This is a genomic window from Neobacillus cucumis, from assembly GCF_023715505.1.
Genome location: NZ_JAMBOH010000003.1, coordinates 226,738 through 249,625, shown reverse-complemented (window position 1 = coordinate 249,625; position 22,888 = coordinate 226,738). Strand labels below are relative to the sequence as shown.

General features: G+C 41.0%; 20 protein-coding genes and 1 tRNA gene. 19 read left to right on the top strand and 2 right to left on the bottom strand.

The window, feature by feature from the left end:
• The first annotated feature begins 28 nt into the window (after nucleotides 1-28).
• The 11 genes from M3226_RS06380 to yihA all read left to right on the top strand — a co-directional run bounded on the left by M3226_RS06380 (nucleotide 29) and on the right by yihA (nucleotide 12,800).
• Nucleotides 29-1,090, top strand: a complete 1,062-nt coding sequence (locus tag M3226_RS06380; protein WP_374110558.1) for a GerMN domain-containing protein — start codon at nucleotides 29-31, stop codon at nucleotides 1,088-1,090.
• A gap of 106 nt (nucleotides 1,091-1,196) precedes the next feature.
• Nucleotides 1,197-1,952: a ribonuclease PH gene (gene rph / locus M3226_RS06375; RefSeq protein WP_251563654.1), complete on the top strand. Its 756-nt coding sequence runs from the start codon at nucleotides 1,197-1,199 to the stop codon at nucleotides 1,950-1,952.
• Between the two features lie 186 nt (nucleotides 1,953-2,138).
• Nucleotides 2,139-2,750, top strand: coding sequence for an XTP/dITP diphosphatase (locus M3226_RS06370; protein WP_251563652.1), 612 nt, complete (start codon nucleotides 2,139-2,141; stop codon nucleotides 2,748-2,750).
• A complete protein-coding gene (locus M3226_RS06365) occupies nucleotides 2,747-3,259 on the top strand; it encodes a metallophosphoesterase family protein (RefSeq protein ID WP_251563650.1) in 513 nt (170 codons plus the stop codon). Before M3226_RS06370 ends, M3226_RS06365 begins: the two co-directional genes overlap by 4 nt.
• Nucleotides 3,260-3,359: 100 nt before the next feature.
• Nucleotides 3,360-3,436 (top strand) — tRNA-Arg (locus M3226_RS06360).
• Between the two features lie 117 nt (nucleotides 3,437-3,553).
• Entirely contained in the window at nucleotides 3,554-4,579 is a 1,026-nt protein-coding gene (locus M3226_RS06355; RefSeq protein ID WP_251563648.1) for a tetratricopeptide repeat protein, read from the top strand.
• Nucleotides 4,580-4,756: 177 nt separating this feature from the next.
• Nucleotides 4,757-6,037, top strand: coding sequence for a trigger factor (gene tig, locus M3226_RS06350; RefSeq protein ID WP_251563646.1), 1,281 nt, complete (start codon nucleotides 4,757-4,759; stop codon nucleotides 6,035-6,037).
• A gap of 415 nt (nucleotides 6,038-6,452) precedes the next feature.
• Nucleotides 6,453-7,712, top strand: coding sequence for an ATP-dependent protease ATP-binding subunit ClpX (gene clpX / locus M3226_RS06345; RefSeq protein WP_251563644.1), 1,260 nt, complete (start codon nucleotides 6,453-6,455; stop codon nucleotides 7,710-7,712).
• A gap of 303 nt (nucleotides 7,713-8,015) precedes the next feature.
• Nucleotides 8,016-9,683, top strand: coding sequence for an ATP-dependent protease LonB (gene lonB / locus M3226_RS06340; protein ID WP_098529812.1), 1,668 nt, complete (start codon nucleotides 8,016-8,018; stop codon nucleotides 9,681-9,683).
• A gap of 211 nt (nucleotides 9,684-9,894) precedes the next feature.
• Entirely contained in the window at nucleotides 9,895-12,222 is a 2,328-nt protein-coding gene (gene lon / locus M3226_RS06335; protein WP_251563956.1) for an endopeptidase La, read from the top strand.
• A complete protein-coding gene (gene yihA / locus M3226_RS06330) occupies nucleotides 12,219-12,800 on the top strand; it encodes a ribosome biogenesis GTP-binding protein YihA/YsxC (protein WP_251563642.1) in 582 nt (193 codons plus the stop codon). Before lon ends, yihA begins: the two co-directional genes overlap by 4 nt.
• A gap of 40 nt (nucleotides 12,801-12,840) precedes the next feature.
• Here the strand turns inward: yihA and M3226_RS06325 are convergent, their stop codons facing one another.
• Complete coding sequence (locus M3226_RS06325) at nucleotides 12,841-13,329, bottom strand: LiaI-LiaF-like domain-containing protein (RefSeq protein ID WP_251563640.1); 489 nt, start codon at nucleotides 13,327-13,329, stop codon at nucleotides 12,841-12,843.
• A gap of 280 nt (nucleotides 13,330-13,609) precedes the next feature.
• Here M3226_RS06325 and hemA point away from each other — a divergent pair, with 280 nt between their 5' ends.
• From hemA to ysxE, 8 genes are all read left to right on the top strand, one after another.
• On the top strand, nucleotides 13,610-14,953 hold the full coding sequence (hemA, locus tag M3226_RS06320; RefSeq protein WP_251563639.1) for a glutamyl-tRNA reductase: 1,344 nt from the start codon (nucleotides 13,610-13,612) through the stop codon (nucleotides 14,951-14,953).
• Nucleotides 14,954-14,965: 12 nt separating this feature from the next.
• Nucleotides 14,966-15,799, top strand: coding sequence for a cytochrome c biogenesis protein (gene ccsA / locus M3226_RS06315; protein WP_251563638.1), 834 nt, complete (start codon nucleotides 14,966-14,968; stop codon nucleotides 15,797-15,799).
• A 14-nt stretch (nucleotides 15,800-15,813) separates the two neighbouring features.
• Complete coding sequence (gene hemC, locus M3226_RS06310) at nucleotides 15,814-16,752, top strand: hydroxymethylbilane synthase (protein ID WP_251563637.1); 939 nt, start codon at nucleotides 15,814-15,816, stop codon at nucleotides 16,750-16,752.
• Nucleotides 16,745-17,521 (top strand): uroporphyrinogen-III synthase, encoded by a 777-nt coding sequence (locus M3226_RS06305; RefSeq protein ID WP_251563636.1) that lies wholly within the window; start codon nucleotides 16,745-16,747, stop codon nucleotides 17,519-17,521. Before hemC ends, M3226_RS06305 begins: the two co-directional genes overlap by 8 nt.
• A 201-nt stretch (nucleotides 17,522-17,722) precedes the next feature.
• The gene (gene hemB / locus M3226_RS06300) at nucleotides 17,723-18,703 is read left to right on the top strand and encodes a porphobilinogen synthase (protein ID WP_251563635.1); all 981 of its coding nucleotides are present in this window, start codon (nucleotides 17,723-17,725) and stop codon (nucleotides 18,701-18,703) included.
• 25 nt (nucleotides 18,704-18,728) lie between these two features.
• Nucleotides 18,729-20,015 carry a glutamate-1-semialdehyde 2,1-aminomutase gene (gene hemL / locus M3226_RS06295; protein ID WP_251563633.1) on the top strand — a complete coding sequence of 429 codons (1,287 nt, stop codon included), beginning with the start codon at nucleotides 18,729-18,731 and terminating at the stop codon, nucleotides 20,013-20,015.
• A gap of 319 nt (nucleotides 20,016-20,334) precedes the next feature.
• Entirely contained in the window at nucleotides 20,335-21,441 is a 1,107-nt protein-coding gene (spoVID, locus tag M3226_RS06290; protein WP_251563631.1) for a stage VI sporulation protein D, read from the top strand.
• A 101-nt stretch (nucleotides 21,442-21,542) separates the two neighbouring features.
• Nucleotides 21,543-22,583: a spore coat protein YsxE gene (gene ysxE / locus M3226_RS06285; RefSeq protein WP_251563628.1), complete on the top strand. Its 1,041-nt coding sequence runs from the start codon at nucleotides 21,543-21,545 to the stop codon at nucleotides 22,581-22,583.
• A gap of 17 nt (nucleotides 22,584-22,600) precedes the next feature.
• Here the strand turns inward: ysxE and M3226_RS06280 are convergent, their stop codons facing one another.
• Entirely contained in the window at nucleotides 22,601-22,795 is a 195-nt protein-coding gene (locus M3226_RS06280) for a hypothetical protein (protein WP_251563981.1), read from the bottom strand.
• Nucleotides 22,796-22,888 lie beyond the last annotated feature (93 nt).

Here is a 22,888-nt window from a genome sequence, read left to right as displayed (position 1 = left end):
AGTACAAACTGTCTTAGGGGGGAATTATGTGTCTAAAAATAAAGCAAAAATAATTGGTATGACTGTGTTAACTTCAACGGTTTTACTATCAGGCTGCGGGTTGTTTAGCACCGAAACGCAAAAGAAAATTGATCCGCCAAAAACGGTTACCGTAAAGGAAGGAACAGTTCCGGTTAGTCAGGAAACCACAGTGAAAGAAAAAGAGGCAGCAAAGAACACGGTAAAAACGGAACTTTATTTGATTGATAAGGATGGCTATGTAGTACCTCAAACTCTAGCACTTCCAAAAACTACTTCAGTAGCGAAGCAAGCCCTTGAGTATTTAGTGGCAAATGGTCCTGTGACAGACATGCTTCCAAATGATTTTAGAGCGGTCCTTCCTGAAGATACAGATATATCGGTCAACATTAATAAGGATAATGGGGTCGCAACCGTTAACTTCTCAAAGGAATTCAAGAATTATCAGCCAGAGGATGAGCAGAAAATCCTTCAATCTGTCACCTGGACGTTAACACAATTTGATAATGTCAAATCGGTCAAGCTTCAAATGAACGGCCATGACCTAAATGAAATGCCTGTCAGCGGAACACCTATTAGTGAAAATCTATCAAGGGCTACCGGAATCAATATTGATACAACAGATGTCGCTGATATTACCAATACAAAGCCGGTAACTGTCTATTATATTGGTGGGGAAGAGGGCTCCTATTATTATGTACCGGTCACCCGCAGGATTAGCAATACGGAAAAAGACAATTATGCCGCTGTCGTTAAACAATTAATTCAAGGGCCAAGTGAGAAATCAACGCTTGTATCTGAATTTATGTCAGATGTGAAACTTCTTGACGCCCCTAAATATGAAAACGGTACGTTAACGTTAAACTTTAACAAGAATATTTATGACAGCTTCAAGGAAAAAGAAATCTCTCAATCTTTACTAGATACGCTGGTACTGTCTCTAACGGAGCAGAAAGGTGTTGAAAAGGTTGCAGTCGAAGTTGAGGGGAAAGTGGACATTAAGAATGATAAAGGTAAAAAGGTGTCTGAACCAGTAACTCGTCCAGAAAAAGTAAATACGGGTAGTTATTAAAAAAACAAATTTGTTATACTATATAGTGACAATGAAAGAGGTTGGCTTCTTATGCCGCCTCTTCTTTATTTGAAAAATAAAGTGATCAGCTTAAGGAGGAAATGTTGTGCGTGTTGATGGAAGAGAGCCATTGCAGCTTCGGCCAATACATATCGAAACCAATTATTTAATGCATCCAGAAGGTTCTGTCCTTATTTCAATCGGAAATACAAAGGTCATTTGTACAGCTAGCATTGAAGACCGGGTTCCTCACTTTATGAGAGGGGAAGGTAAAGGCTGGATCACGGCGGAATACTCCATGCTTCCAAGGGCAACGGAAACAAGAAACATTCGCGAATCCTCGAAAGGAAAGGTCACCGGCAGGACGATGGAGATTCAGCGCCTGATAGGCCGTGCACTTCGCGCGATTGTCGATCTTAGTGCAATGGGTGAGAGAACGGTCTGGATTGACTGTGATGTCATCCAGGCGGACGGAGGGACACGGACAGCCTCAATAACTGGTGCGTTTGTGGCGCTTACTCTGGCTCTAAATTCATTAGCGGAGAAAAGGTCATTTTCCAAGTTTCCAATTACTGATTATTTAGCTGCAACTAGTGTAGGGATCCTATCGGGTGGGAAGGTCGTGTTAGACTTAAACTATGCGGAAGATTCCAAGGCTGAAGTGGATATGAATGTAGTCATGACAGGGAATGGAGAATTTGTTGAGCTGCAAGGTACTGGTGAAGAGTCCACTTTCTCTTATGACCAATTACAAGGATTGCTTCATGCCGCACAAGAGGGGCTCATGGAGTTATTTGAACAACAGAAGGCAGCGTTGGGTGAGGAAATTATTAAAAAAATCGAGAGTAGAAGGAAGAAATAAGTCGGTGTAGTTAGTTTTCGCTTGGATAGATGGGTTAACTTGCTGATAGATAGGGTTAACTGGCGATAAGCGAAGATTACTGGCGGATAAGCAAGTAAACGGGCGGATAACTTAATTTTACTGACGCATAAGCTTAATTTACTGTTAAATTCTAAAAAACACTGTAATAAAATAGAGGCGATAAATATGAAAGAAGTCATTATAGCGACTAAAAACAAAGGCAAGGCAAGAGAATTTGAGGAAATATTTTCTTCGAGAGGGATCACTGTTCGAACATTACTAGATTTCCCGGAAATACCAGAGGTAGAGGAAACGGGAACAACCTTTGAAGAAAACGCCACCCTCAAAGCTGAGGCCGTCTCCCGCGCACTCAATAAAATGGTGATTGGCGATGATTCAGGGCTAATGGTTGATGCACTCGATGGCAGACCAGGAATCTTCTCCGCCCGCTATGCCGGTGAGCCCAAGAACGACGAGAATAACACAGACAAAGTGTTATTAGAACTAAAAGATGTTCCTGATGAGAAGAGAACGGCTAGATTCTATTGTGCGCTGGCAATCGCAGTTCCGGGTCAAGACACCAAAACGGTGTCAGGCACCTGCGAAGGCCGAATTCTCGAAGAGCGCCGCGGAACGAATGGGTTTGGTTATGACCCGGTTTTTTACGTACCAGAAAAAGGCCGATCAATGGCAGAACTATCTTCTGATGAAAAAAATAAACTAAGCCACCGGGCGAACGCGCTAAAAAAACTGGATGTCATGTTAGACTCCGTTCTAGAAAGAGCTGATAAATTATGAGCAAGGTATTAATTATCAGCGACAGTCACGGCTTAACGAAGGAGCTTGAAATCATTAGGGAACGTCACTTAAGTGAAGTCGATTTAATGATTCACTGCGGTGATTCAGAATTGATGCCAACTGATAAATCAATCTCAGGATATTTAACGGTCATGGGGAATTGTGATTTTGGCGCCGAGTACCCATTGGAGACAACAACTGAAATAGCAGGTAGGAAGTTCTTTATCACTCATGGCCATCGCTATTCAGTAAAGTCGACATTAATGAATCTAAAATACAAAGCAGAGGAAGTTCAGGGCAATATTGTCTGCTTCGGACACTCGCATGTCTTAGGAGCAGAAGTGGTTGGCGGCACGCTTTTTATCAATCCAGGCAGCATCCGCCTCCCACGAGAGCGTCCTGAAAAGACATACGTGATTCTTGATTTACAATCTGATAAAATCAATATGTCAGTGTTTGAACTTTCAGGGCGTGAACTTACAAAATTAGCACAAGAATTTACTTTTTAAACTTAGAAGGGGGGCTTCCCCCTTTTTTATAAAGGAAAATAGCTGTTGACTTTTAGATGTTAGGATAATATAATTAAACTTGTCTTTGATATTAAAAAATGTCCCAGTAGCTCAGCCGGATAGAGCATACGCCTTCTAAGCGTACGGTCGGGAGTTCGAATCTCTCCTGGGACGCCATCTTCTTGTACCATATTTAAACTACATACCATACACTCAACTCACCAGCGCGGTGAGTTTTTTTTGTATCCTAAATATGCTACACTATTTCTCAATACACATTGAAGGACGGATAATATGAAAAAGCGGGAACAAGTAAAACGGAAAGACAATATAATCTACTTTCCCGGACTCGAAAAAAGATTAACAGACAAAGGTCTGGAAAGCCTGGAAAAGAAAAAATTTCATGAGGCCATTCCGCTATTAGAAGAGGCACGGGAGCTCGATCCAGATAATGAAAACATCATAATCGGGCTTGTCCTTGCCTATTTTGAAGCAGGGGCATTTAAAAAAGCAAAGGTACTCGCAAATGAGATGCTGTTAAAAGGAATCGGCGACTATTTTCAAATGGTCGACTTGTATCTGACAGTCCTTATCCAGCTGCACGAATATCGGGAAATTGTGACAACCATTGAAGCACTCTTTGATGAAAAGGAAATCCCACCTGAGAAACATGACCATTTTTTAACAATCCTGCAATTCAGCCGGCGGATGGCAGAAGGTCGTCAACAGCAAGATAAGGAACAGGAACAAGAAGACTCTGAGGTTTCGGCCTTAAATCTACTCGAAATCGATGATATTAACGAACAAATGATGATCGTAGCGAATCTGGCCGACAAAAACATTCGTCCCTATCTAGATGAAATCACTAACTACTTAAAATTCGAGGCGGGACATCCATTTATAAAAACGCTTGTTTTAAATCTATTAAAGGAACAAGAAATAGATCGAGAGCTAATAGTAGAGAAATTTGCGATCGAAAAAAAGGTCATTCCTATAAAGCTCCCTGAAGTTAGAGAGCAGCCCAAAATGCTAGCAGTAAAGGCATTACTAGCAGAACATTTGGAAAGTAACAATCCTGGTCTATATGAAAATGCCCTTAGTATCGTAGAGAGAACATTTTTAATTAGTTATCCATTTGAACTCGAGCCGAATTCTGCAGAAGCATGGGCCGCAGCTTTTGATGTGCTCGTTCAAGAATATTTAGGAATGAACGCGGAAATTAGCAAAATAGCACGAAATTACGGAGCTGAACCCGTTGAAATTGAAAATGCTAGAGTGCAAATAGAGACAATTGAGAAAAATTCTTATCCTAATATTTAACGACTAGCTGTTGAAAGAAGATGAACCTATGTTATAATGTAGGGGTTGCATTGTGTAAAAAACTATATTTTACATTTAAAAATAGGAGAATGACTTGATAGACAAGACATTTTTCGACTCGACTCAAATTCGTTATCGAATGAAAAGAGAATAGATTTGCTGGAGGGAAAAAAAGGTATGACAACAAAATGGGAAAAATTAGAAGGAAACCGCGGTGTCCTTACTGTAGAAGTAAGCGCTGAAGAGGTAAACAAAGGCCTAGACGCGGCATTCCAAAAAGTGGTTAAGCAAGTAAACGTTCCAGGCTTCCGTAAAGGAAAAATGCCTCGTGGCATGTTCGAAAAACGTTTCGGTGTAGAAGCTCTTTATCAAGATGCATTAGATATCCTTCTTCCAGAAGCATACGGCAATGCGATTGACGAAACAGGAATCGAGCCAATCGACCGTCCTGATATCGACATTGAGCAAATGGAAAAAGGTAAAGAACTTATTTTCAAAGCAACTGTACAAGTGAAGCCAGAAGTTAAATTAGGCGAGTACAAAGGCTTAGAAGTAGAAGAAATCGATACTACCGTAACTGATGAAGATGTTGCGAACGAATTAAAAACAATGCAAGAGCGTCAAGCTGAGCTTGTTGTTAAAGAAGACAGTGCTGCAGTAAATGGTGATACAGTTGTTCTTGACTTTGAAGGATTCGTTGATGGCGAAGCATTCGAAGGCGGAAAAGCTGAAAACCATTCCTTAGAACTTGGTTCAGGTTCTTTCATCCCAGGCTTTGAAGAGCAATTAGTAGGTGTGAAAGCTGGCGAATCTAAAGACGTGGAAGTAACATTCCCTGAAGAATACCATGCTGCTGAGCTTGCTGGTAAACCTGCAGTTTTCAAAGTAACTGTTCACGAAATCAAAGGAAAAGAACTTCCTGAATTAGATGACGAGTTTGCTAAAGATGTAGACGATGAAGTTGAAACTTTAGATGCATTAAAAGAAAAAATCAAAACTCGTTTAGAAGACAGCAAAAAGCATGAAGCAGAACACAATCTGCGTGATACTCTAGTGGAAAAAGCTGCTGAAAATGCTGAAGTTGAAATTCCTGAAGTAATGGTTACGACTGAAGTAAACCGCATGCTTCAAGAGTTTGAACAACGCCTGCAAATGCAAGGTATGAACCTTGAACTTTACTTCCAGTTCTCTGGTCAAGACGAAAATGCCCTACGTGAACAAATGAAGGAAGATGCTGGAAAGCGTGTAAAAATGAACTTAACGCTTGAAGCAATCGCTAAAGCTGAAAACCTTGAAGTAACAGAAGAAGATGTGAACGCAGAACTTGAAAGAATGGCTGGCATGTACAATATGCCTGTTGATACTATTAAACAAGCTCTTGGCGGTGTTGATGGTATTAAAGCAGACCTTCAACTTCAAAAAGCAGTCAACTTCTTAGTTGAAAATAAGAAGAAATAATGAATTATTTAGCAAGGCGCGATATTTATCGTGCCTTGTTTTATACATTTTTTCAATTACATATTATAATAAAGACAGGGAAACCTTTTTAATGTTCCCGGTCCTAATAATTTTAAGTTTTTACAATGGGCAGGAAAAAACGCAATCCATAGCGAATAAATATTTCCATAGCGTTTTAAGATTTATTTTTTTAATTTATGGTTATGATTAATGAGTACATAGTTTTTTAAAACGAATTCCACAAACAAAAACGAGAAAAAGAAAACATAATTGTTAAAGCGTTTTATTTCCAGTCCAATAGTCAAATGTGTTACAATGCAAAATACATACCATTAAAAGAGAGAAAAAACTCGGACTTGTTTGTGTAATTCACGAGCTTCAATAGGGTTTTAACACGTGTTAAGGGGTGAAAGAATTGTTTAAATTTAATGATGAAAAAGGACAGTTAAAGTGTTCCTTCTGTGGCAAAACACAGGATCAAGTTCGTAAATTAGTTGCCGGGCCGGGAGTATATATATGTGATGAATGCATCGAGCTTTGCACGGAAATTGTTGAAGAAGAACTTGGAACAGAAGAAGAAGTAGAATTCAAAGACGTACCAAAACCAAAAGAAATCTGTGAAATTTTAAATGAGTACGTTATTGGTCAGGATCAGGCCAAAAAATCGCTGTCAGTGGCGGTTTACAACCACTACAAGCGTATCAATTCTAATAGCAAAATTGATGATGTTGAGCTTTCAAAAAGTAACATCTGTATGATTGGGCCGACTGGTTCGGGTAAGACATTATTAGCGCAAACATTAGCGCGTATCCTAAATGTACCGTTTGCAATTGCTGATGCAACCTCGCTTACTGAGGCTGGTTACGTTGGTGAAGACGTTGAAAATATTCTTTTAAAATTAATCCAAGCAGCAGATTACGATGTAGAGAAGGCTGAAAAAGGCATCATTTACATCGATGAGATCGATAAAATTGCCCGTAAATCGGAGAATCCATCGATTACTAGAGATGTTTCCGGTGAAGGCGTTCAGCAAGCTCTATTAAAAATTCTTGAAGGTACTGTTGCAAGCGTTCCGCCTCAAGGTGGAAGAAAGCATCCGCATCAAGAATTTATTCAAATCGATACAACAAACATCTTATTTATTTGCGGTGGTGCATTTGACGGAATTGAGCCAATTATCAAACGCCGTTTAGGCCAAAAGGTTATCGGCTTCGGTTCAGATGTCAAGCAAGTGGATATTGGTCAAAAAGAACTTCTTTCCAAAGTATTACCTGAAGACTTGCTTCGCTTTGGATTAATTCCAGAATTTATTGGCCGTCTTCCTGTAATTGCGAGCCTTGAGCAGTTAGACGAGGCTGCATTAATTGAAATTTTAACAAAACCAAAAAATGCACTTGTGAAGCAATATCAAAAAATGCTTGAAATCGATGATGTGGAGCTTGAATTTGAAGAAGGCGCTCTAACTGAAATCGCGAAAAAAGCAATTGAGCGGAAGACGGGTGCCCGTGGTTTACGTTCGATTATTGAAGGTATTATGTTGGATGTCATGTTCGACCTTCCTTCACGCGAGGATATTACGAAGTGTATTATTACAAAAGAAACTGTTGTTGATAATAGTGTTCCGAAGCTAGTATTAGAGGATGGAACTGTTGTGGTTGAAGAAAAATCTGCATAAATGATTGTGGCCTGGCTTTTAAAGCTGGGTCTTTTTTTGTGTAATTATCCCAATAAATGGAAAATAAGCCAATCATGGCTTAAAATGGGCCAAAGATCATTTATTATGAGCCAATCCACTAGAAAAATCGGCCAATCCCCAAGAAAAATCAGCCAATAGTCTCAAATAATCAGCCAAAGGAATCAAAAATAAACATAGAACCCTTCCCCAGAAACGATTTGTTTTTACATTGTTGGTTTATTCCGCCAGTCTAAAGGAAATACTTCTTACTATAGATGAGTATTAGTAGTAGGAGGGAAAAAAATGAGTTGGACGGGGATTGCCTTATTTATACAGCTATTTTTCGGTATTATTATAGGGCTGTATTTTTGGAATTTACTGAGGAGCCAGCGTACCCAAAAAGTCTCCATTGATCGGGAATCCCGTAAAGAGATGGAACAGCTTCGCAAAATGAGATCGATATCCTTAACAGAACCGTTATCTGAAAAAGTTCGTCCTACCAGTTTTAATGATATTGTAGGCCAGGAAGATGGAATAAAATCATTAAAAGCAGCATTATGCGGACCAAACCCGCAGCATGTGATTATTTATGGACCGCCCGGGGTCGGAAAAACAGCAGCTGCCCGCCTCGTCCTCGAGGAAGCTAAAAGGAATAAAAAATCACCATTTAAACAACAATCCGTTTTTATCGAGTTAGATGCGACAACCGCTCGATTTGATGAAAGAGGAATTGCGGATCCGCTAATCGGTTCGGTTCATGACCCGATTTATCAGGGGGCCGGGGCAATGGGACAAGCAGGAATACCCCAGCCAAAGCAGGGGGCGGTCACCAATGCCCATGGTGGAGTGCTGTTTATTGATGAAATTGGTGAATTACATCCGATTCAAATGAATAAACTGTTAAAAGTTCTAGAGGATCGTAAAGTTTTTCTTGAAAGTGCTTATTATCATGAAGAAAATACGCAGATTCCAACCCACATCCATGATATTTTTAAAAATGGCCTTCCAGCCGACTTTCGTTTAATCGGGGCCACAACGAGAACGCCAAGTGAAATTCCACCCGCGATTCGCTCTCGATGTATGGAAGTATTCTTCCGTGATTTAAATCAGGAAGAGATTGTCACTGTTGCGAAAAAAGCAGCTGATAAAGTGAATATGGAAATAAGCGAGAAGGGTGTCGACACGCTTTCTACATATGCAAGAAACGGCCGGGAAACAGTCAATATGATCCAAATTGCGGCGGGACTTGCGATTACAGAAGATCGGAGTTTTATTAAGGACGAAGATATCGAGTGGGTCATTCATTCTAGCCAAATGACGCCAAGGATGGAAAGAAAAATAAACGATATGTCCCATATTGGACTGGTTAATGGCTTAGCAGTTTATGGGCCCAATTCCGGTGCACTGCTAGAAATTGAAGTAACTGTCATTCCTGCAAAGGAAAAGGGTTCAATAAATATTACTGGTATTGTGGAAGAAGAAAGTATCGGCGGGCAGGGTAAATCGATTCGCCGTAAGAGTATGGCGCGCGGCTCCATCGAAAACGTGATTACCGTCTTACGTTCAATGGGTGTACCGGCAAATGATTATGATATTCATGTGAATTTCCCAGGCGGGGTACCAATCGATGGTCCTTCGGCGGGGATTGCGATGGCGACGGGAATTTATTCCGCTATTTATAAGATTCCGATTGACAACACAGTGGCCATGACAGGAGAAATTAGCATTCATGGTAATGTAAAGCCGATCGGCGGTGTGTATCCTAAGGTGAAGGCAGCCTTAAAAGCCGGAGCTAAAACGGTTATTATACCAGAAGAAAATATGCAAATGATTTTAAATGAAATTCAAGGAATCAACATTGTCCCAGTTACCCACCTTCAACAGGTGTTTGATCTTGCCTTGGTTAACTCATATCCAATAAATGAAGCCATACCAGCATCGATCGAATTGTCAAAAAAAGAATCCATTTAAAATAAAAGCTTCGGTTTGGAAGTAAAATCAAACCGAAGTTTTTTTATGAGAAAGAAAACGGATATGTTTGGGGAAAATAATTATAGTGAAAAACAAACAAGGTATACTCTCTAAAAATAGACACGAAATACCAAATGAGATAGAATTGTACAACAAAGACTATTCTGTAGTAGTAGAAAAATAAGGATTTTGCATATGGAGGTGCAGTATGATGGCGGAACAGAATGAAATGATCGTCCCCCTCCTGCCGCTTCGAGGATTGCTCGTTTATCCGACAATGGTTCTTCATTTGGATGTAGGCCGTGAGAGATCTGTGCAGGCACTCGAAAAAGCAATGGTAGATGATCATCTAATTTTTTTAACAACTCAAAAGGATGTCTCAATAGATGAACCTGCCGAAGAGGATTTATACAAATTGGGCACCTTAACAAAGGTTAAACAAATGTTAAAGCTTCCTAATGGTACGATTCGGGTATTAGTGGAAGGCTTAAATAGAGCAGAAGTTGTTTCTTTTTATGATGAAGATGACTATTACTCCGTTAGTATCGTTACCTATGAGGACCCTGATACAAAGGATGTAGAAGATCAAGCCCTGATGAGAACGATGCTTGATTATTTCGAGCAATACATAAAATTATCAAAAAAGATTTCTGCTGAAACATTTGCAACCGTTGCCGACATTGAGGAACCAGGGCGAATGGCTGATCTGATTGCCTCACATTTGCCAATCAAGTTAAAAGAAAAACAAGAAATTCTCGAGATGACCGATATCAAACAGCGGGTGAACCGCGTAATTGATACCATTCATAATGAGAAAGAAGTCCTTAATCTCGAGAAAAAGATTGGCCAGCGTGTAAAACGTTCAATGGAAAGGACACAAAAAGAATACTATCTTCGTGAACAAATGAAGGCGATTCAAAAGGAATTAGGCGATAAAGAAGGAAAAACCGGCGAAATTGCCGACCTCACCAAGAAAATTGAAGAGGCAGGAATGCCTGAGCACGCCAAAAAAGCAGCCTTGAAAGAACTGGACCGTTATGAAAAGGTACCTGCAAGTTCTGCTGAAAGTGCAGTTATTCGTAACTATATTGACTGGCTAATTGCCCTGCCATGGTCAAAAAAGACGGATGATGATATCGATATTCTTCGTGCTGAAAAGATTTTAAATGAAGACCATTATGGACTTGAAAAGGTAAAAGAGCGTGTGCTTGAATATTTAGCGGTGCAAAAATTGACCAATTCTATTAAAGGGCCCATCCTTTGTCTTGCAGGACCTCCTGGGGTTGGTAAAACCAGTTTGGCCCGTTCGATTGCCACCTCGCTCAATCGGCATTTTGTCCGTGTTTCGCTTGGCGGTGTTCGGGATGAATCCGAAATCCGCGGTCATCGCAGAACCTATGTAGGAGCGATGCCAGGTAGAATCATTCAAGGAATGAAAAAAGCAGGTACAATCAATCCTGTCTTTTTACTCGATGAAATTGATAAAATGTCGAGCGATTTTAGGGGTGACCCATCAAGTGCGATGCTTGAGGTATTAGATCCTGAACAAAATCACAATTTTAGCGATCACTATATAGAAGAAACCTATGATTTATCAAAGGTTATGTTTATTGCTACAGCCAATAATCTTTCCACTGTACCGGGCCCATTGTTAGACCGGATGGAGATTATTACAATTGAAGGTTATACGGAAATTGAAAAAGTCCACATCTGCCGTGATCATTTGCTGCCAAAGCAAATTAAAGAAAATGGTCTTTCCAAAGGGATACTCCAAATTCGAGATGATGCAATCTTGAAAGTTGTTCGCTACTATACTAGAGAAGCTGGTGTTCGCAGCCTCGAACGTCAAATGGCAACAATTTGCAGAAAAACAGCAAAGATCATCGTGGCTGGCGAGAAAAAGCGGGTTATCATTACAGAGAAGAATGTAGAAGAGTTCCTAGGCAAACCAAGATTCCACTACGGCATGGCAGAAGCTGAAGACCAAGTGGGAGTAGCAACTGGATTGGCTTATACGACAGTTGGTGGTGATACCTTGCAAATTGAGGTTTCATTATCACCAGGTAAAGGCAAACTGGTATTAACCGGTAAGCTTGGGGATGTCATGAAGGAATCGGCACAAGCCGCTTTTAGTTATATTCGTTCAAAGGCAAGTGAACTGGGGATTGCCGAAGACTTCCATGAAAAATACGATGTTCATATCCATGTTCCAGAAGGAGCGGTTCCTAAAGATGGCCCGTCTGCAGGGATTACGATGGCAACAGCCCTTGTGTCCGCATTAACTGGTAAACCGATCCGCCGTGAAGTGGGGATGACGGGTGAAATTACCTTAAGAGGCCGAGTTCTTCCGATCGGCGGCCTGAAGGAAAAATCGCTTAGCGCCCATCGTGCCGGACTAAAGACGGTCATCATTCCTAAAGATAATGTCAAAGATATTGATGATATTCCTGAAAGTGTTCGGGCCGAATTGGAATTTTTCCCTGTTTCCCATGTGGATGAAGTCTTGAAGCGTGCCCTTTTAGAAGGTGGCACTCGATGAAAGTTGTTAGTTCTGATATCGTCATTAGTGCTGTTAAACCGGAACAATATCCGGAAACAGAGCTGCCGGAGTTTGCGCTTGCAGGCCGCTCTAATGTGGGAAAGTCCTCGTTTATTAATAAGATGCTGAATCGAAAAGGTTTGGCGCGGATTTCTTCTAAACCGGGTAAAACACAGACATTAAATTTTTACCTCATTAATGAAATTTTACATTTTGTGGATGTGCCGGGTTATGGGTATGCGAAGGTTTCAAAGTCCGAGCGGGCCGCGTGGGGAAAGATGATTGAAACCTACTTTACCACACGGGAACAGCTTCGGGCTGCTGTTTTAATCGTTGATTTGCGCCATCCGCCAACAACAGATGATGTGATGATGTATGATTTTCTTAAACATTACGAGATCCCCTGCATCATCATCGCGACGAAAGCGGATAAAATCCCTAAAGGGAAATGGCAGAAACATTTAAAAGTAACACGCGAGACATTAGAAGTAGATCAAAACGACCATATTATTGTTTTTTCCTCGGAAACAGGCGAGGGCAAGGATCGAGCCTGGTCGATTTTGCAAAGTTATATGTAAAAAGAAATAACCGCCTAAGCAGTTAATCTGCACCTGGCGGTTATTTTTTCTTTTTTAGTAAAAAATAAATACCAACAACAATTAAAAGGGCGGGCCAAAATTTCCAAACTAAATTCATCCCGTTTTGCAGCAGGCCAAAATAGCTGGCAATTTTATCATAAAACAGTAATAGAACCGCTATGATGAGAAATAGGAAGGCTTGAAACAGACCCGTGTTTGTTTTTTGAAAACGAAGAAAGAAGCCTACAGAAATAATTAAAATTAACATGCCAATCGTGTTCGTCGGCCAAAAGGCTAGATGTCCTGAAAGATGAAAATGCAGGCCAAATCCAGTCATAATTACTCCAGGGAGAATCGCATCATATTCGTGTGCAGAGTACCCCTGACCTAAAAAAGCGGCACCGACAATAATGAGTAGTGTCGGCCATGTATAAAATTGTTGAAAAAGAGTAAAGCCTGTCTGCTGTAGCAGAAAATACGCTCCAAATCCGATTAGGATAATCCCAGGGAAAATTCGTTGGTTTTTCATTAAAAACACCACCAGTTCCAGTAAGGTTCACTTGAATCTATTCTATTTTTTTGGTACTGTACATAGGGAAGTATATTAGTAATCCAATTTAATTCATACTTAAGAATATGTAAAGGAATCTATGCTAAAGTCTTATTATAAGGCTCGTAAATCAGGCGAGTTTATTTTATATTAGCATATTGTTTCATTTAATGTTCACATTTTCGAGCAAAATTCGAAATTGCTCGTGATATAATTTTTACTAGACAATACTGTAAACTTTTTGGGGGTGTAATAAAAAATGCATATAGTCGTCGTCGGTCTTAACTATAAAACTGCCCCTGTTGAAATCCGTGAGCGGTTGACCTTTAATGAAACCGATCTTGTGGATGCGATTAAACAATTAAATTCAAAAAAGAGCATCCTAGAAAATATCATCTTGTCAACATGTAATCGTACAGAAATTTATGCGGTTGTGGATCAGCTTCATACAGGCCGTTATTATATAAAAGAATTTCTGTCTGAATGGTTCGGTATCGAGCAAGCAGAATTTTCCCCGTTCCTCTTTGTTTATGAGGATGAGGGGGCAGTAGATCACTTATTCAATGTAACATGTGGACTAAATTCCATGGTTCTCGGAGAAACTCAAATTCTTGGACAGGTGCGAACAAGCTTTTTGTTAGCACAACAAGAGGATACGATTGGCTCCGTGTTTAAACACCTCTTTAAACAAGCTGTTACACTTGCAAAAAGAGCACATTCTGAAACAGATATTGGTGCCAATGCTGTTTCTGTCAGCTATGCAGCGGTTGAACTGGCGAAGAAGATTTTTGGTTCGCTTGAGAATAAGCATGTCTTAATCTTTGGCGCTGGAAAAATGGGTGAACTGGCTGCTCAGAATTTACACGGCAATGGTGTGAAACAAGTAACCGTGATTAATCGTACCTATGAAAAAGCACAAGCACTTGCAATCCGTTTTGACGGTGAGGCAAGAAATGTGACCGAATTAGAGAAATCATTAATAGAGGCTGATATCTTAATCAGTTCAACAGGTGCTAAGGATTTGGTTATTTCCAAAGAGTTAATCGCAAAAGTCGAGAAAAAGCGCAAAGGGAAACCGCTGTTTATGGTCGATATTGCAGTACCTCGTGATTTAGATCCAAGAATTGCTGAACTTGATAATGTCTTTTTATACGATATTGATGATTTAGAAGGCATTGTCGAAGCAAACTTGCAGGAGCGTCAAAAAGCTGCATCGAAAATCAGGCTCATGATCGAAAAGGAAATTGTCGACTTTAAACAGTGGCTAGGCACGCTTGGAGTTGTCCCTGTTATCTCCGCACTTCGTGAAAAAGCACTCGGGATTCAAGCAGAAACGATGGTTAGTCTTGAACGGAAACTGCCAAACCTAAGCGAACATGATATTAAAGTCCTAAATAAACATACAAAGAGCATCATAAATCAGCTCTTAAAGGATCCTATTTTACAAGCGAAAGAATTGGCGGCAAGACCAGATGCAGATCAGACTATGGAATTGTTTATGAAGATCTTTAATATTGAAGGGCTTGTTCAGGAACAACATTCGAAAGCAGCTAAAACGAATAAAATGCCGGTTGGAGAAGTTCAGGCTTCTTTTCAGTCATAAGGAGTTGTTGCTATGTTTGACACTCTTTTGACAAGGCTTCACGAATTTACAGTTGTTCTATATGCCTTCAGTGTGTTGTTATATTTTTTCGACTTCATTCACCATAACCGGAAGGCAAATCGTATTGCTTTCTGGTTACTTGCATTTGTATGGATATTGCAAACCGTCTTTCTCTCTTTATATATGATAAATACAGGCAGGTTCCCTGTACTGACTATTTTTGAGGGACTCTATTTTTATGCCTGGATATTAGTAACATTGTCTATTATTATCAATCACTTATTACGGGTCGATTTTATCGTTTTTTTTACGAATATACTTGGATTCACCGTCATGGCCATCCATACTTTTGTGCCAATGCAATACCATTCACATACGCTGGCAACCAAGCTTGTATCTGAACTACTGTTAATTCACATTACGATGGCAATTCTTTCTTACGGAGCCTTTTCTCTATCATTTGTATTTTCATCTTTATATTTACTTCAATACGATTTATTGAAACGGAAAAAATGGGGAACACGCCTAATCCGGCTTGCCGACTTGGAGAAACTTGAAAAATTATCATACATATTCGCTGTTATAGGCGTTCCAATGCTGCTTCTCAGTCTAATTTTAGGTCTCCAGTGGGCATTTCTTAAGGTTCCGGGAATGCCGTGGTACGATATGAAAATTATTGGTTCATTCCTGTTACTTTCAGCCTATAGTATTTTTTTATACCTGCGGATTGTCAAAAATCTCTCCGGCAGACAATTAGCTATTTGGAATACAGCGTCCTTTTTAATTGTATTAATAAACTTTTTCTTATTTGGTCGATTATCATCGTTTCATTTATGGTATGCATAACTTAGGAGGCAATCATGAGAAAAATTATTGTGGGTTCTAGACGAAGCAAATTGGCGTTAACACAAACAAATTGGGTGATTGACCAGCTTAAAAAGCTAAATCCCAATTTTGATTTTGAGGTCAAAGAAATTGTGACCAAAGGTGATAAAATCCAAGATGTAACGCTCTCAAAGGTTGGCGGAAAAGGATTATTTGTTAAAGAAATCGAACAGGCTATGCTTGATAAAGAGATTGATATGGCTGTCCATAGTATGAAAGATATGCCGGCCGTCCTTCCTGAAGGATTGACGATCGGCTGCATTCCATTCCGTGAAGATCACCGTGACGTTTTGATTTCGAAGGGCCATGTGAAATTGAATGACTTAAAGCCAGGTGCCATCATCGGTACAAGCAGTCTTCGCCGCAGCTCCCAGCTTTTAGCCCAGCGTCCTGATTTAGAGATCAAATGGATCCGCGGAAATGTCGATACTAGATTAGAAAAATTAGAATCCGGTGAATACGACGCCATTATTCTAGCTGCTGCAGGTCTATCCCGTCTTGGATGGGCGAAGGAAGTCGTTACGGAATTTATTGATGCCGATATTTGTGTTCCTGCAGTAGGGCAAGGGGCATTATCCATTGAATGCCGTGCCGACGATAAGGAACTGCTAGAGCTGTTTGAAAAATTCACATGCAAAAAGACAGAAAAAGCCGTTCGTGCTGAACGGGCATTCCTTCAAAAAATGGAGGGCGGCTGCCAGGTGCCGATTGCCGGCTTTGCACAAGTAGATGAAAAGGATGAAGTAGTTTTAAATGTTTTAGTTGGCTCACCAGAAGGCCAAGAGATTTTCAGAGAAGAACTTCGCGGACAAAATCCGGAAGAGCTTGGAAAACAGGCTGCTGATTTATTAATTAAAAAAGGAGCCAAGGACCTGATTGATCGAGTTAAGCGGGAGCTTGAAGGTCGTGAGTAAAACCGGCGCTTTGCTTGATAAAAAAGTTCTTGTTCCTAGAGGACGAGGTCAAGCAAAATCATTCTCACAGCTAGTCGAGAGGTATGGAGGGATTCCTGTTGAAATCCCTCTAATTGCCTTTCGTCCGATTGAAAAAAATCAACGTCTTCAAGTATGCTTGGAGGCTATTGATACATACGACTGGATTATTTTTACCAGCAATGTCACCGTCGAAACCTTTTTTTCGTTTTACGACGGTGAAGCAGCTGGATTGCCTAAAATTGCGGTAATCGGGAAGAAAACGGCCGAGGTCTTGCAGGAGAGGGGGATTCACCCGGCATTTGTCCCTTCGGCCTATGTTGCCGAGGTGTTTGTCGAGGAGTTTATCCCTCTTGTTGATGTCCATGCCAAGATTTTGCTCCCAAAAGGCAACTTGGCTCGGGAGTATATTGCCACTTCGTTAACGGCGGCAGGGGCACAGGTCGATGCAGTGGTAATTTATGAAACCTATCTGCCTGAGGCAAGCCGTTTGAAGCTGGCCCGGTTGCTTTCAGATAATGCCCTGGATATCCTCACCTTTACAAGTCCTTCGACTGTTGATCATCTCATGGAGGTCGTGAAGGAGTATGGTTTGGAGGAGCAGTTGAAAAAATGTATAATCGGCTGTATCGGACCCGTTACGGAAAAAAAACTGCTTGAGTATGGTCTGGCGGTGCATGCGTCGCCGGAGCAGTATACCGTGAAGGATATGATGGAGAGCATGATTGCTTATCTTGAGAATGAAGGTTGATGATGGGTATCCGCCAGAAAAAGGTAGACGTGCGCCAGATATCGTGGTTTATCCGCCAGTAATATAGTTGATCGCCAGTAATTGTCAGCTATCCGCCAGTAAATAGACGCCATGCGCCAGATAACTGAGCGCATCCGCCACTAAACGAAAGTTATCCGCCAGTAACAAATTTAAATCAAATCATTTGGAGGTAAAAATAGAATGGAACTTCAATTTCAACGTCACCGCCGACTACGGACGAGTGCTAATATGCGTGCACTTGTAAGAGAAAATTACATAAGACCAGAAGACTTCATTTATCCGTTATTTATTTATGAAGGCGAAAACATCCGTAAAGAAGTGTCATCTATGCCGGGAGTATTCCAAGTATCAATGGACAATCTCCAAGCCGAAATGGAAGACATCGTTGCACATGGTATCAAGTCAGTATTACTATTCGGAATCCCCAAAACAAAAGATGCCTGCGGAACGCAAGCCTTTCATGACCACGGGATCGTCCAAATCGCAACCCGTTACATAAAAGAACACTTTCCAGAAATCATCATCGTCGCAGATACCTGTCTTTGCGAATATACCGACCATGGACATTGCGGAATGGTGGAAGGAGACAAAATTCTAAACGACCAATCCCTTGATTTACTCGTAAAAACAGCGGTCGCTCAAGCAAAAGCAGGTGCTGACATAATTGCCCCTTCAAACATGATGGACGGGTTTGTTGCGGCAATTCGTGCTGGATTAGATGAGGCAGGATTTACTGAGATTCCAATCATGTCTTATGCGGTTAAATATGCATCCGCATTCTACGGACCGTTTCGTGAAGCAGCAGAGGGTGCACCACAGTTCGGTGACCGGAAAACTTACCAAATGGACCCGGCAAACCGCCTAGAAGCTTTCAGGGAAGCAGAATCGGATGTGGCAGAAGGCGCAGACTTCTTAATTGTGAAGCCTGGTATGCCATACCTTGACATCGTTCGTGATGTAAAAAACAACTTCAATCTGCCTGTTGTTATCTATAACGTAAGCGGTGAGTATGCCATGATTAAGGCCGCCGCGCAAAATGGCTGGATTGACGAGAAAAATACAGTAATGGAAATGCTGGTTGGAATGAAGCGTGCTGGTGCTGACCTAATCATCACATATCATGCAAAGGATGCATGCCGCTGGTTAAAAGAAGCGGAATAAACAACACTTGAAATGAGGGAAAAGAATGCGTTCGTATACCAAATCGATTGAAGCATTTAAAGAAGCCCAAAACCTAATGCCTGGCGGTGTGAACAGCCCGGTTCGTGCCTTTAAATCCGTTAATATGAGCCCTATTTTTATGGAAAGAGGCAAAGGGTCAAAAATATATGATATAGACGGCAATGAATATATTGATTATGTACTGTCATGGGGTCCGCTCATTTTGGGTCACTCTAATGATCGTGTAGTCGAGGCCTTGAAAAAAACAGCTGAATTGGGGACAAGCTTTGGTGCCCCAACAGAGTTAGAAACGAAATTAGCACAACTTGTCATTGAGCGTGTCCCATCCATCGAAGTAGTCAGAATGGTCAACTCCGGAACGGAAGCGACAATGAGTGCACTTCGATTAGCACGAGGCTATACAGGCCGCAACAAAATTTTAAAATTCGAAGGCTGTTACCATGGACACGGGGATTCATTGTTAATTAAAGCAGGTTCAGGTGTTGCTACATTAGGGCTGCCTGACAGCCCTGGTGTTCCTGAAGGGATTGCCAAAAATACAATTACAGTTCCGTATAATGATCTTGAAAGTGTTAAATATGCGTTTGAACAGTTTGGCGATGATATTGCGTGTATTATCGTGGAGCCAGTTGCTGGAAACATGGGACTTGTTCCACCGCTTCCAGGCTTCTTAGAAGGTCTCCGTGAGCTGACAACAGCCAATGGCTCGCTACTCATCTTTGATGAAGTGATGACCGGTTTCCGTGTCGGCTACAACTGTGCACAAGGCTATTTTAATATAACGCCTGACATTACCTGTCTTGGAAAAGTCATCGGCGGTGGACTTCCTGTTGGTGCTTACGGCGGAAGAGCTGAAATCATGCAGCAAATTGCGCCAAGCGGCCCAATTTATCAAGCTGGTACCTTATCTGGTAACCCATTGGCAATGACAGCGGGTCTTGAAACATTAAGCCAGTTAACACCAGAGCACTATCAAGAGTTTATCCGTAAAGGTGATTTGCTGCAAAAAGGATTTGAGGCGGCGGCGGAAAAATATGATATTCCAATCAGTTTTAACCGTGCCGGTTCGATGATTGGTTTCTTCTTCACGAATGAAGCTGTCATTAACTATGAAAAAGCAAAGACATCTAATTTAGACTTCTTTGCGGCCTATTATCGCGAAATGGCTAATCAAGGGGTATTCTTACCGCCATCTCAGTTTGAAGGCTTATTCCTATCAACAGAGCACTCTGATGAGGATATTGAAAAAACAATTCAGGCAGCAGAGATTGCTTTTTCGAAACTTAAATAATAGCTTTTTTGCACCCACTTTGTTAAGAGTGGGTGTATTTTTTTTATTCAGAATTGGTCGTAAATGGAAAATCATCCAATAATCATGGAAAATGAGCCAATCATGCTCAAAAATGAGCCAAACCCTCCGAAAAATGGGCCAATGATCACCGAAAATGAGCCAATCTAACTGAAAAATCAGCCAAACAGATTAATTAGCCCCTCCAAAACAATTCTTTTTGCAAGGCAGAATACCATTTTTATCATAAAAAATAGTCCTCCCACATAGAGTTTAAGTGACATAGTGATTTTGCGTGGAGGATACGAAAGGAGGAGTCGCTTTGTCCCAAGAGAATCAATCGTGCCTGCGATTTTCCTTGGAGGAGTCATTGTGGTTTAGAAAAGGACAGGAAGTCGAGGAACTCATTTCGATTTCCCTAGACCCGGACATCACCATCCAGGAAAACGATCAGTACGTAACCATACGTGGTTCGCTCCAATTAACTGGCGAATATAAAAGTTACGAAGCAAGCGAAGTAAGTGAAGAGGAAGGGGTTACCTCTCAGAAATTTGTCGAGAGAGTAGCTGAACTGGAAGAGGCGGGATCCTGTGAATTTTCTCACCGATTCCCAGTCGATATTACGATTCCGAATAACCGGATTCAAAGTATCTATGATATCGACGTCCTTGTAGAATCATTTGATTATTCCATCCCAGAGCGAAGCTGCATCAAGCTTTCTGCCGAATTAACGATTAGTGGCTTATATGGAAATGAACAAGTTGAACAGCAGCAGCAAGAGGAAGAACAAGAGTTAGAAGTACTTCACCGTTATGAAGAGGAAGAAGTGGAAGTAGAACAACCTGCCGTCCAGAGCAGCTTTGAAAACAACTTCTTGTTTGAAGCCGAAGCAAGGAAACCGCAGGAAGAAGAAGAACCAGTTGAAATCTTACCGAAATTCCCTACCTTCAATTATCATCCTCAGGTCGAGGAAGAAGAAGAGGAGGAAGAGACAGAAGAGTATTCTCCTGCATGGAATCTCCAGGAGGCCAGGAGTGAAGATAGCCATCCTGAAGCAGTTGAAACAACCGCAGAAGTTATTGTGGTGGAAGAACACGCCCCGCAGCACCATGAAGAGGTAATTGTTGCAGAAGTTTCTGAGGAAAGTTCATCTTCTTCTTCTGAAGAGCCGCCAAAAGCAATGAAAAAGAAGAAGGCTGCTAAGAAGAAAAGTATGACATTGACCGAGTTCTTTGCCCGTAAGGATGAAAGAACAGGCCAAACGAAATTAAAGGTTTGCATTGTTCAAAAAGGGGATACGGTCGCTAGCTTAGCAGACCGCTATGATGTATCCGTTCCGAACCTGCTCCGTGTCAATAATCTTGATTTAAATCAAGATGTATCTGTTGGTCAGGTTCTTTACATTCCAGGGACACTTGCAAAAAATTAACGGATGAACAAAAAGATGAGCGGGTTTTTTTTAACCTGCTCAGCTTATTTTCTAAAGTTTTACTAATCTTCGCCTTTCCTTTGAAAGAGAGATGACATCTCATGAGCGATATGAATCGGTTAGGATCCATAGCCCCAATTTTACAAAATTATCTTGTCGAGCCTTATTTTGTGGAAGACTACGGGATTGTTCAAAAGGTTTATTCCAATAAAGGCACCTTTGCGCTGAAAAAAATTCCACCTACAACAGGGACAGATTTCATCCGTCATGTTCACCTGCTATATCAAAAAGGCTTCAACCGCATCGTCCCCATCTATCCAACCATGGACGGCAGGTATGCCGTTTTACATGAGAATAATCTTTATTATTTAATGCCGTGGATGCCCAATGATCAAAAAGAAAACCGTGATCAGCAAAATTTTGAGCTATTTAGAGAGTTAGCTAGACTTCATACCCTGTCTGCGAAGGAAGTAACGGTCAACAAAGAAGAACGTACTGAGCACTACGAAACGACCATTCAGCAGCTTGAAAAGCATCAGGAATTCCTTGATGGCTTTATGGATGAATGTGAAAAGAAGACCTATATGTCCCCATTTCAGTTATTGTATTGCTTATACTACAACGAAATCAGCCAGGCGCTCCGGTTTTCGAAGGCCAAATTCGAGGAATGGTACGAGACGACCAAAGACGAAGAGAAGGCACGAATGGTGATTACCCATGGGAAATTATCTCCCGAACATTTTCTCTACGATGACCGGGGGTACGGTTTTTTTATTAATTTTGAAAATGCCCGATACGGGTCCCCCATCCATGATCTGCTCCCTTATTTATCAAGGGCCTTAAACACTAGACCAAAGCGGAGTGATACCGCGATTGATTGGGTGTATCATTACTTTAAGTATTTCCCTTATAAAGAGGATGAGAAGTTATTATTCTACAGCTATTTAGCCTTACCCGTTCCGATTATGCAAGTGGTCGATAGCTATTATAAGAAACAAGGAAGAAAGAATGAAATGAAGTTTGTTCGGCAACTGCAGGAGAAGTATTGGCACCTGAAAAATTCGGAGTATGTTGTGATGCGGATGACCGAAATTGAGAATCAACAAAAGCAGGCAAAAGAAGGAGCCCAGCAGCAGTCATAACCTGCATGATGGGCTCCTTAAATTATGTCAAAATAGAGGGAAACAGCAATCACAAGAAAAATGGTTAACAGCAATACATCAAGGACGGTGGGTAAAAACAGTGTGCGGATAAATTGAAAGATGCTGAAGGGAACAATCAATTGTGCGGCAATCCTGCGTGAAGTGATAAACCAGGGACGGTATTTATATTTGTGGAAATTATTTCGTTTCACGTTCCAAACCTCCCCAAAAAGATAAAACTTTTATTTATATATATTCCAATGGCCTATAGAAGTTCTCTTGATCTTTACATAAGGTATAAAAAA

Bases quoted from the DNA above. Each gene is read 5' to 3' on its own strand.
- ccsA (WP_251563638.1), top strand. From the start codon at position 14,966: ATGTTTGACACTCTTTTGACAAGGCTTCACGAATTTACAGTTGTTCTA.
- ysxE (WP_251563628.1), top strand. From the start codon at position 21,543: ATGAGCGATATGAATCGGTTAGGATCCATAGCCCCAATTTTACAAAAT.
- yihA (WP_251563642.1), top strand. From the start codon at position 12,219: ATGAAAGTTGTTAGTTCTGATATCGTCATTAGTGCTGTTAAACCGGAA.
- M3226_RS06325 (WP_251563640.1), bottom strand. From the start codon at position 13,329: ATGAAAAACCAACGAATTTTCCCTGGGATTATCCTAATCGGATTTGGA.
- hemB (WP_251563635.1), top strand. From the start codon at position 17,723: ATGGAACTTCAATTTCAACGTCACCGCCGACTACGGACGAGTGCTAAT.
- M3226_RS06365 (WP_251563650.1), top strand. From the start codon at position 2,747: ATGAGCAAGGTATTAATTATCAGCGACAGTCACGGCTTAACGAAGGAG.
- lonB (WP_098529812.1), top strand. From the start codon at position 8,016: ATGAGTTGGACGGGGATTGCCTTATTTATACAGCTATTTTTCGGTATT.
- M3226_RS06355 (WP_251563648.1), top strand. From the start codon at position 3,554: ATGAAAAAGCGGGAACAAGTAAAACGGAAAGACAATATAATCTACTTT.
- tig (WP_251563646.1), top strand. From the start codon at position 4,757: ATGACAACAAAATGGGAAAAATTAGAAGGAAACCGCGGTGTCCTTACT.
- M3226_RS06370 (WP_251563652.1), top strand. From the start codon at position 2,139: ATGAAAGAAGTCATTATAGCGACTAAAAACAAAGGCAAGGCAAGAGAA.
- hemL (WP_251563633.1), top strand. From the start codon at position 18,729: ATGCGTTCGTATACCAAATCGATTGAAGCATTTAAAGAAGCCCAAAAC.
- lon (WP_251563956.1), top strand. From the start codon at position 9,895: ATGGCGGAACAGAATGAAATGATCGTCCCCCTCCTGCCGCTTCGAGGA.
- hemA (WP_251563639.1), top strand. From the start codon at position 13,610: ATGCATATAGTCGTCGTCGGTCTTAACTATAAAACTGCCCCTGTTGAA.
- hemC (WP_251563637.1), top strand. From the start codon at position 15,814: ATGAGAAAAATTATTGTGGGTTCTAGACGAAGCAAATTGGCGTTAACA.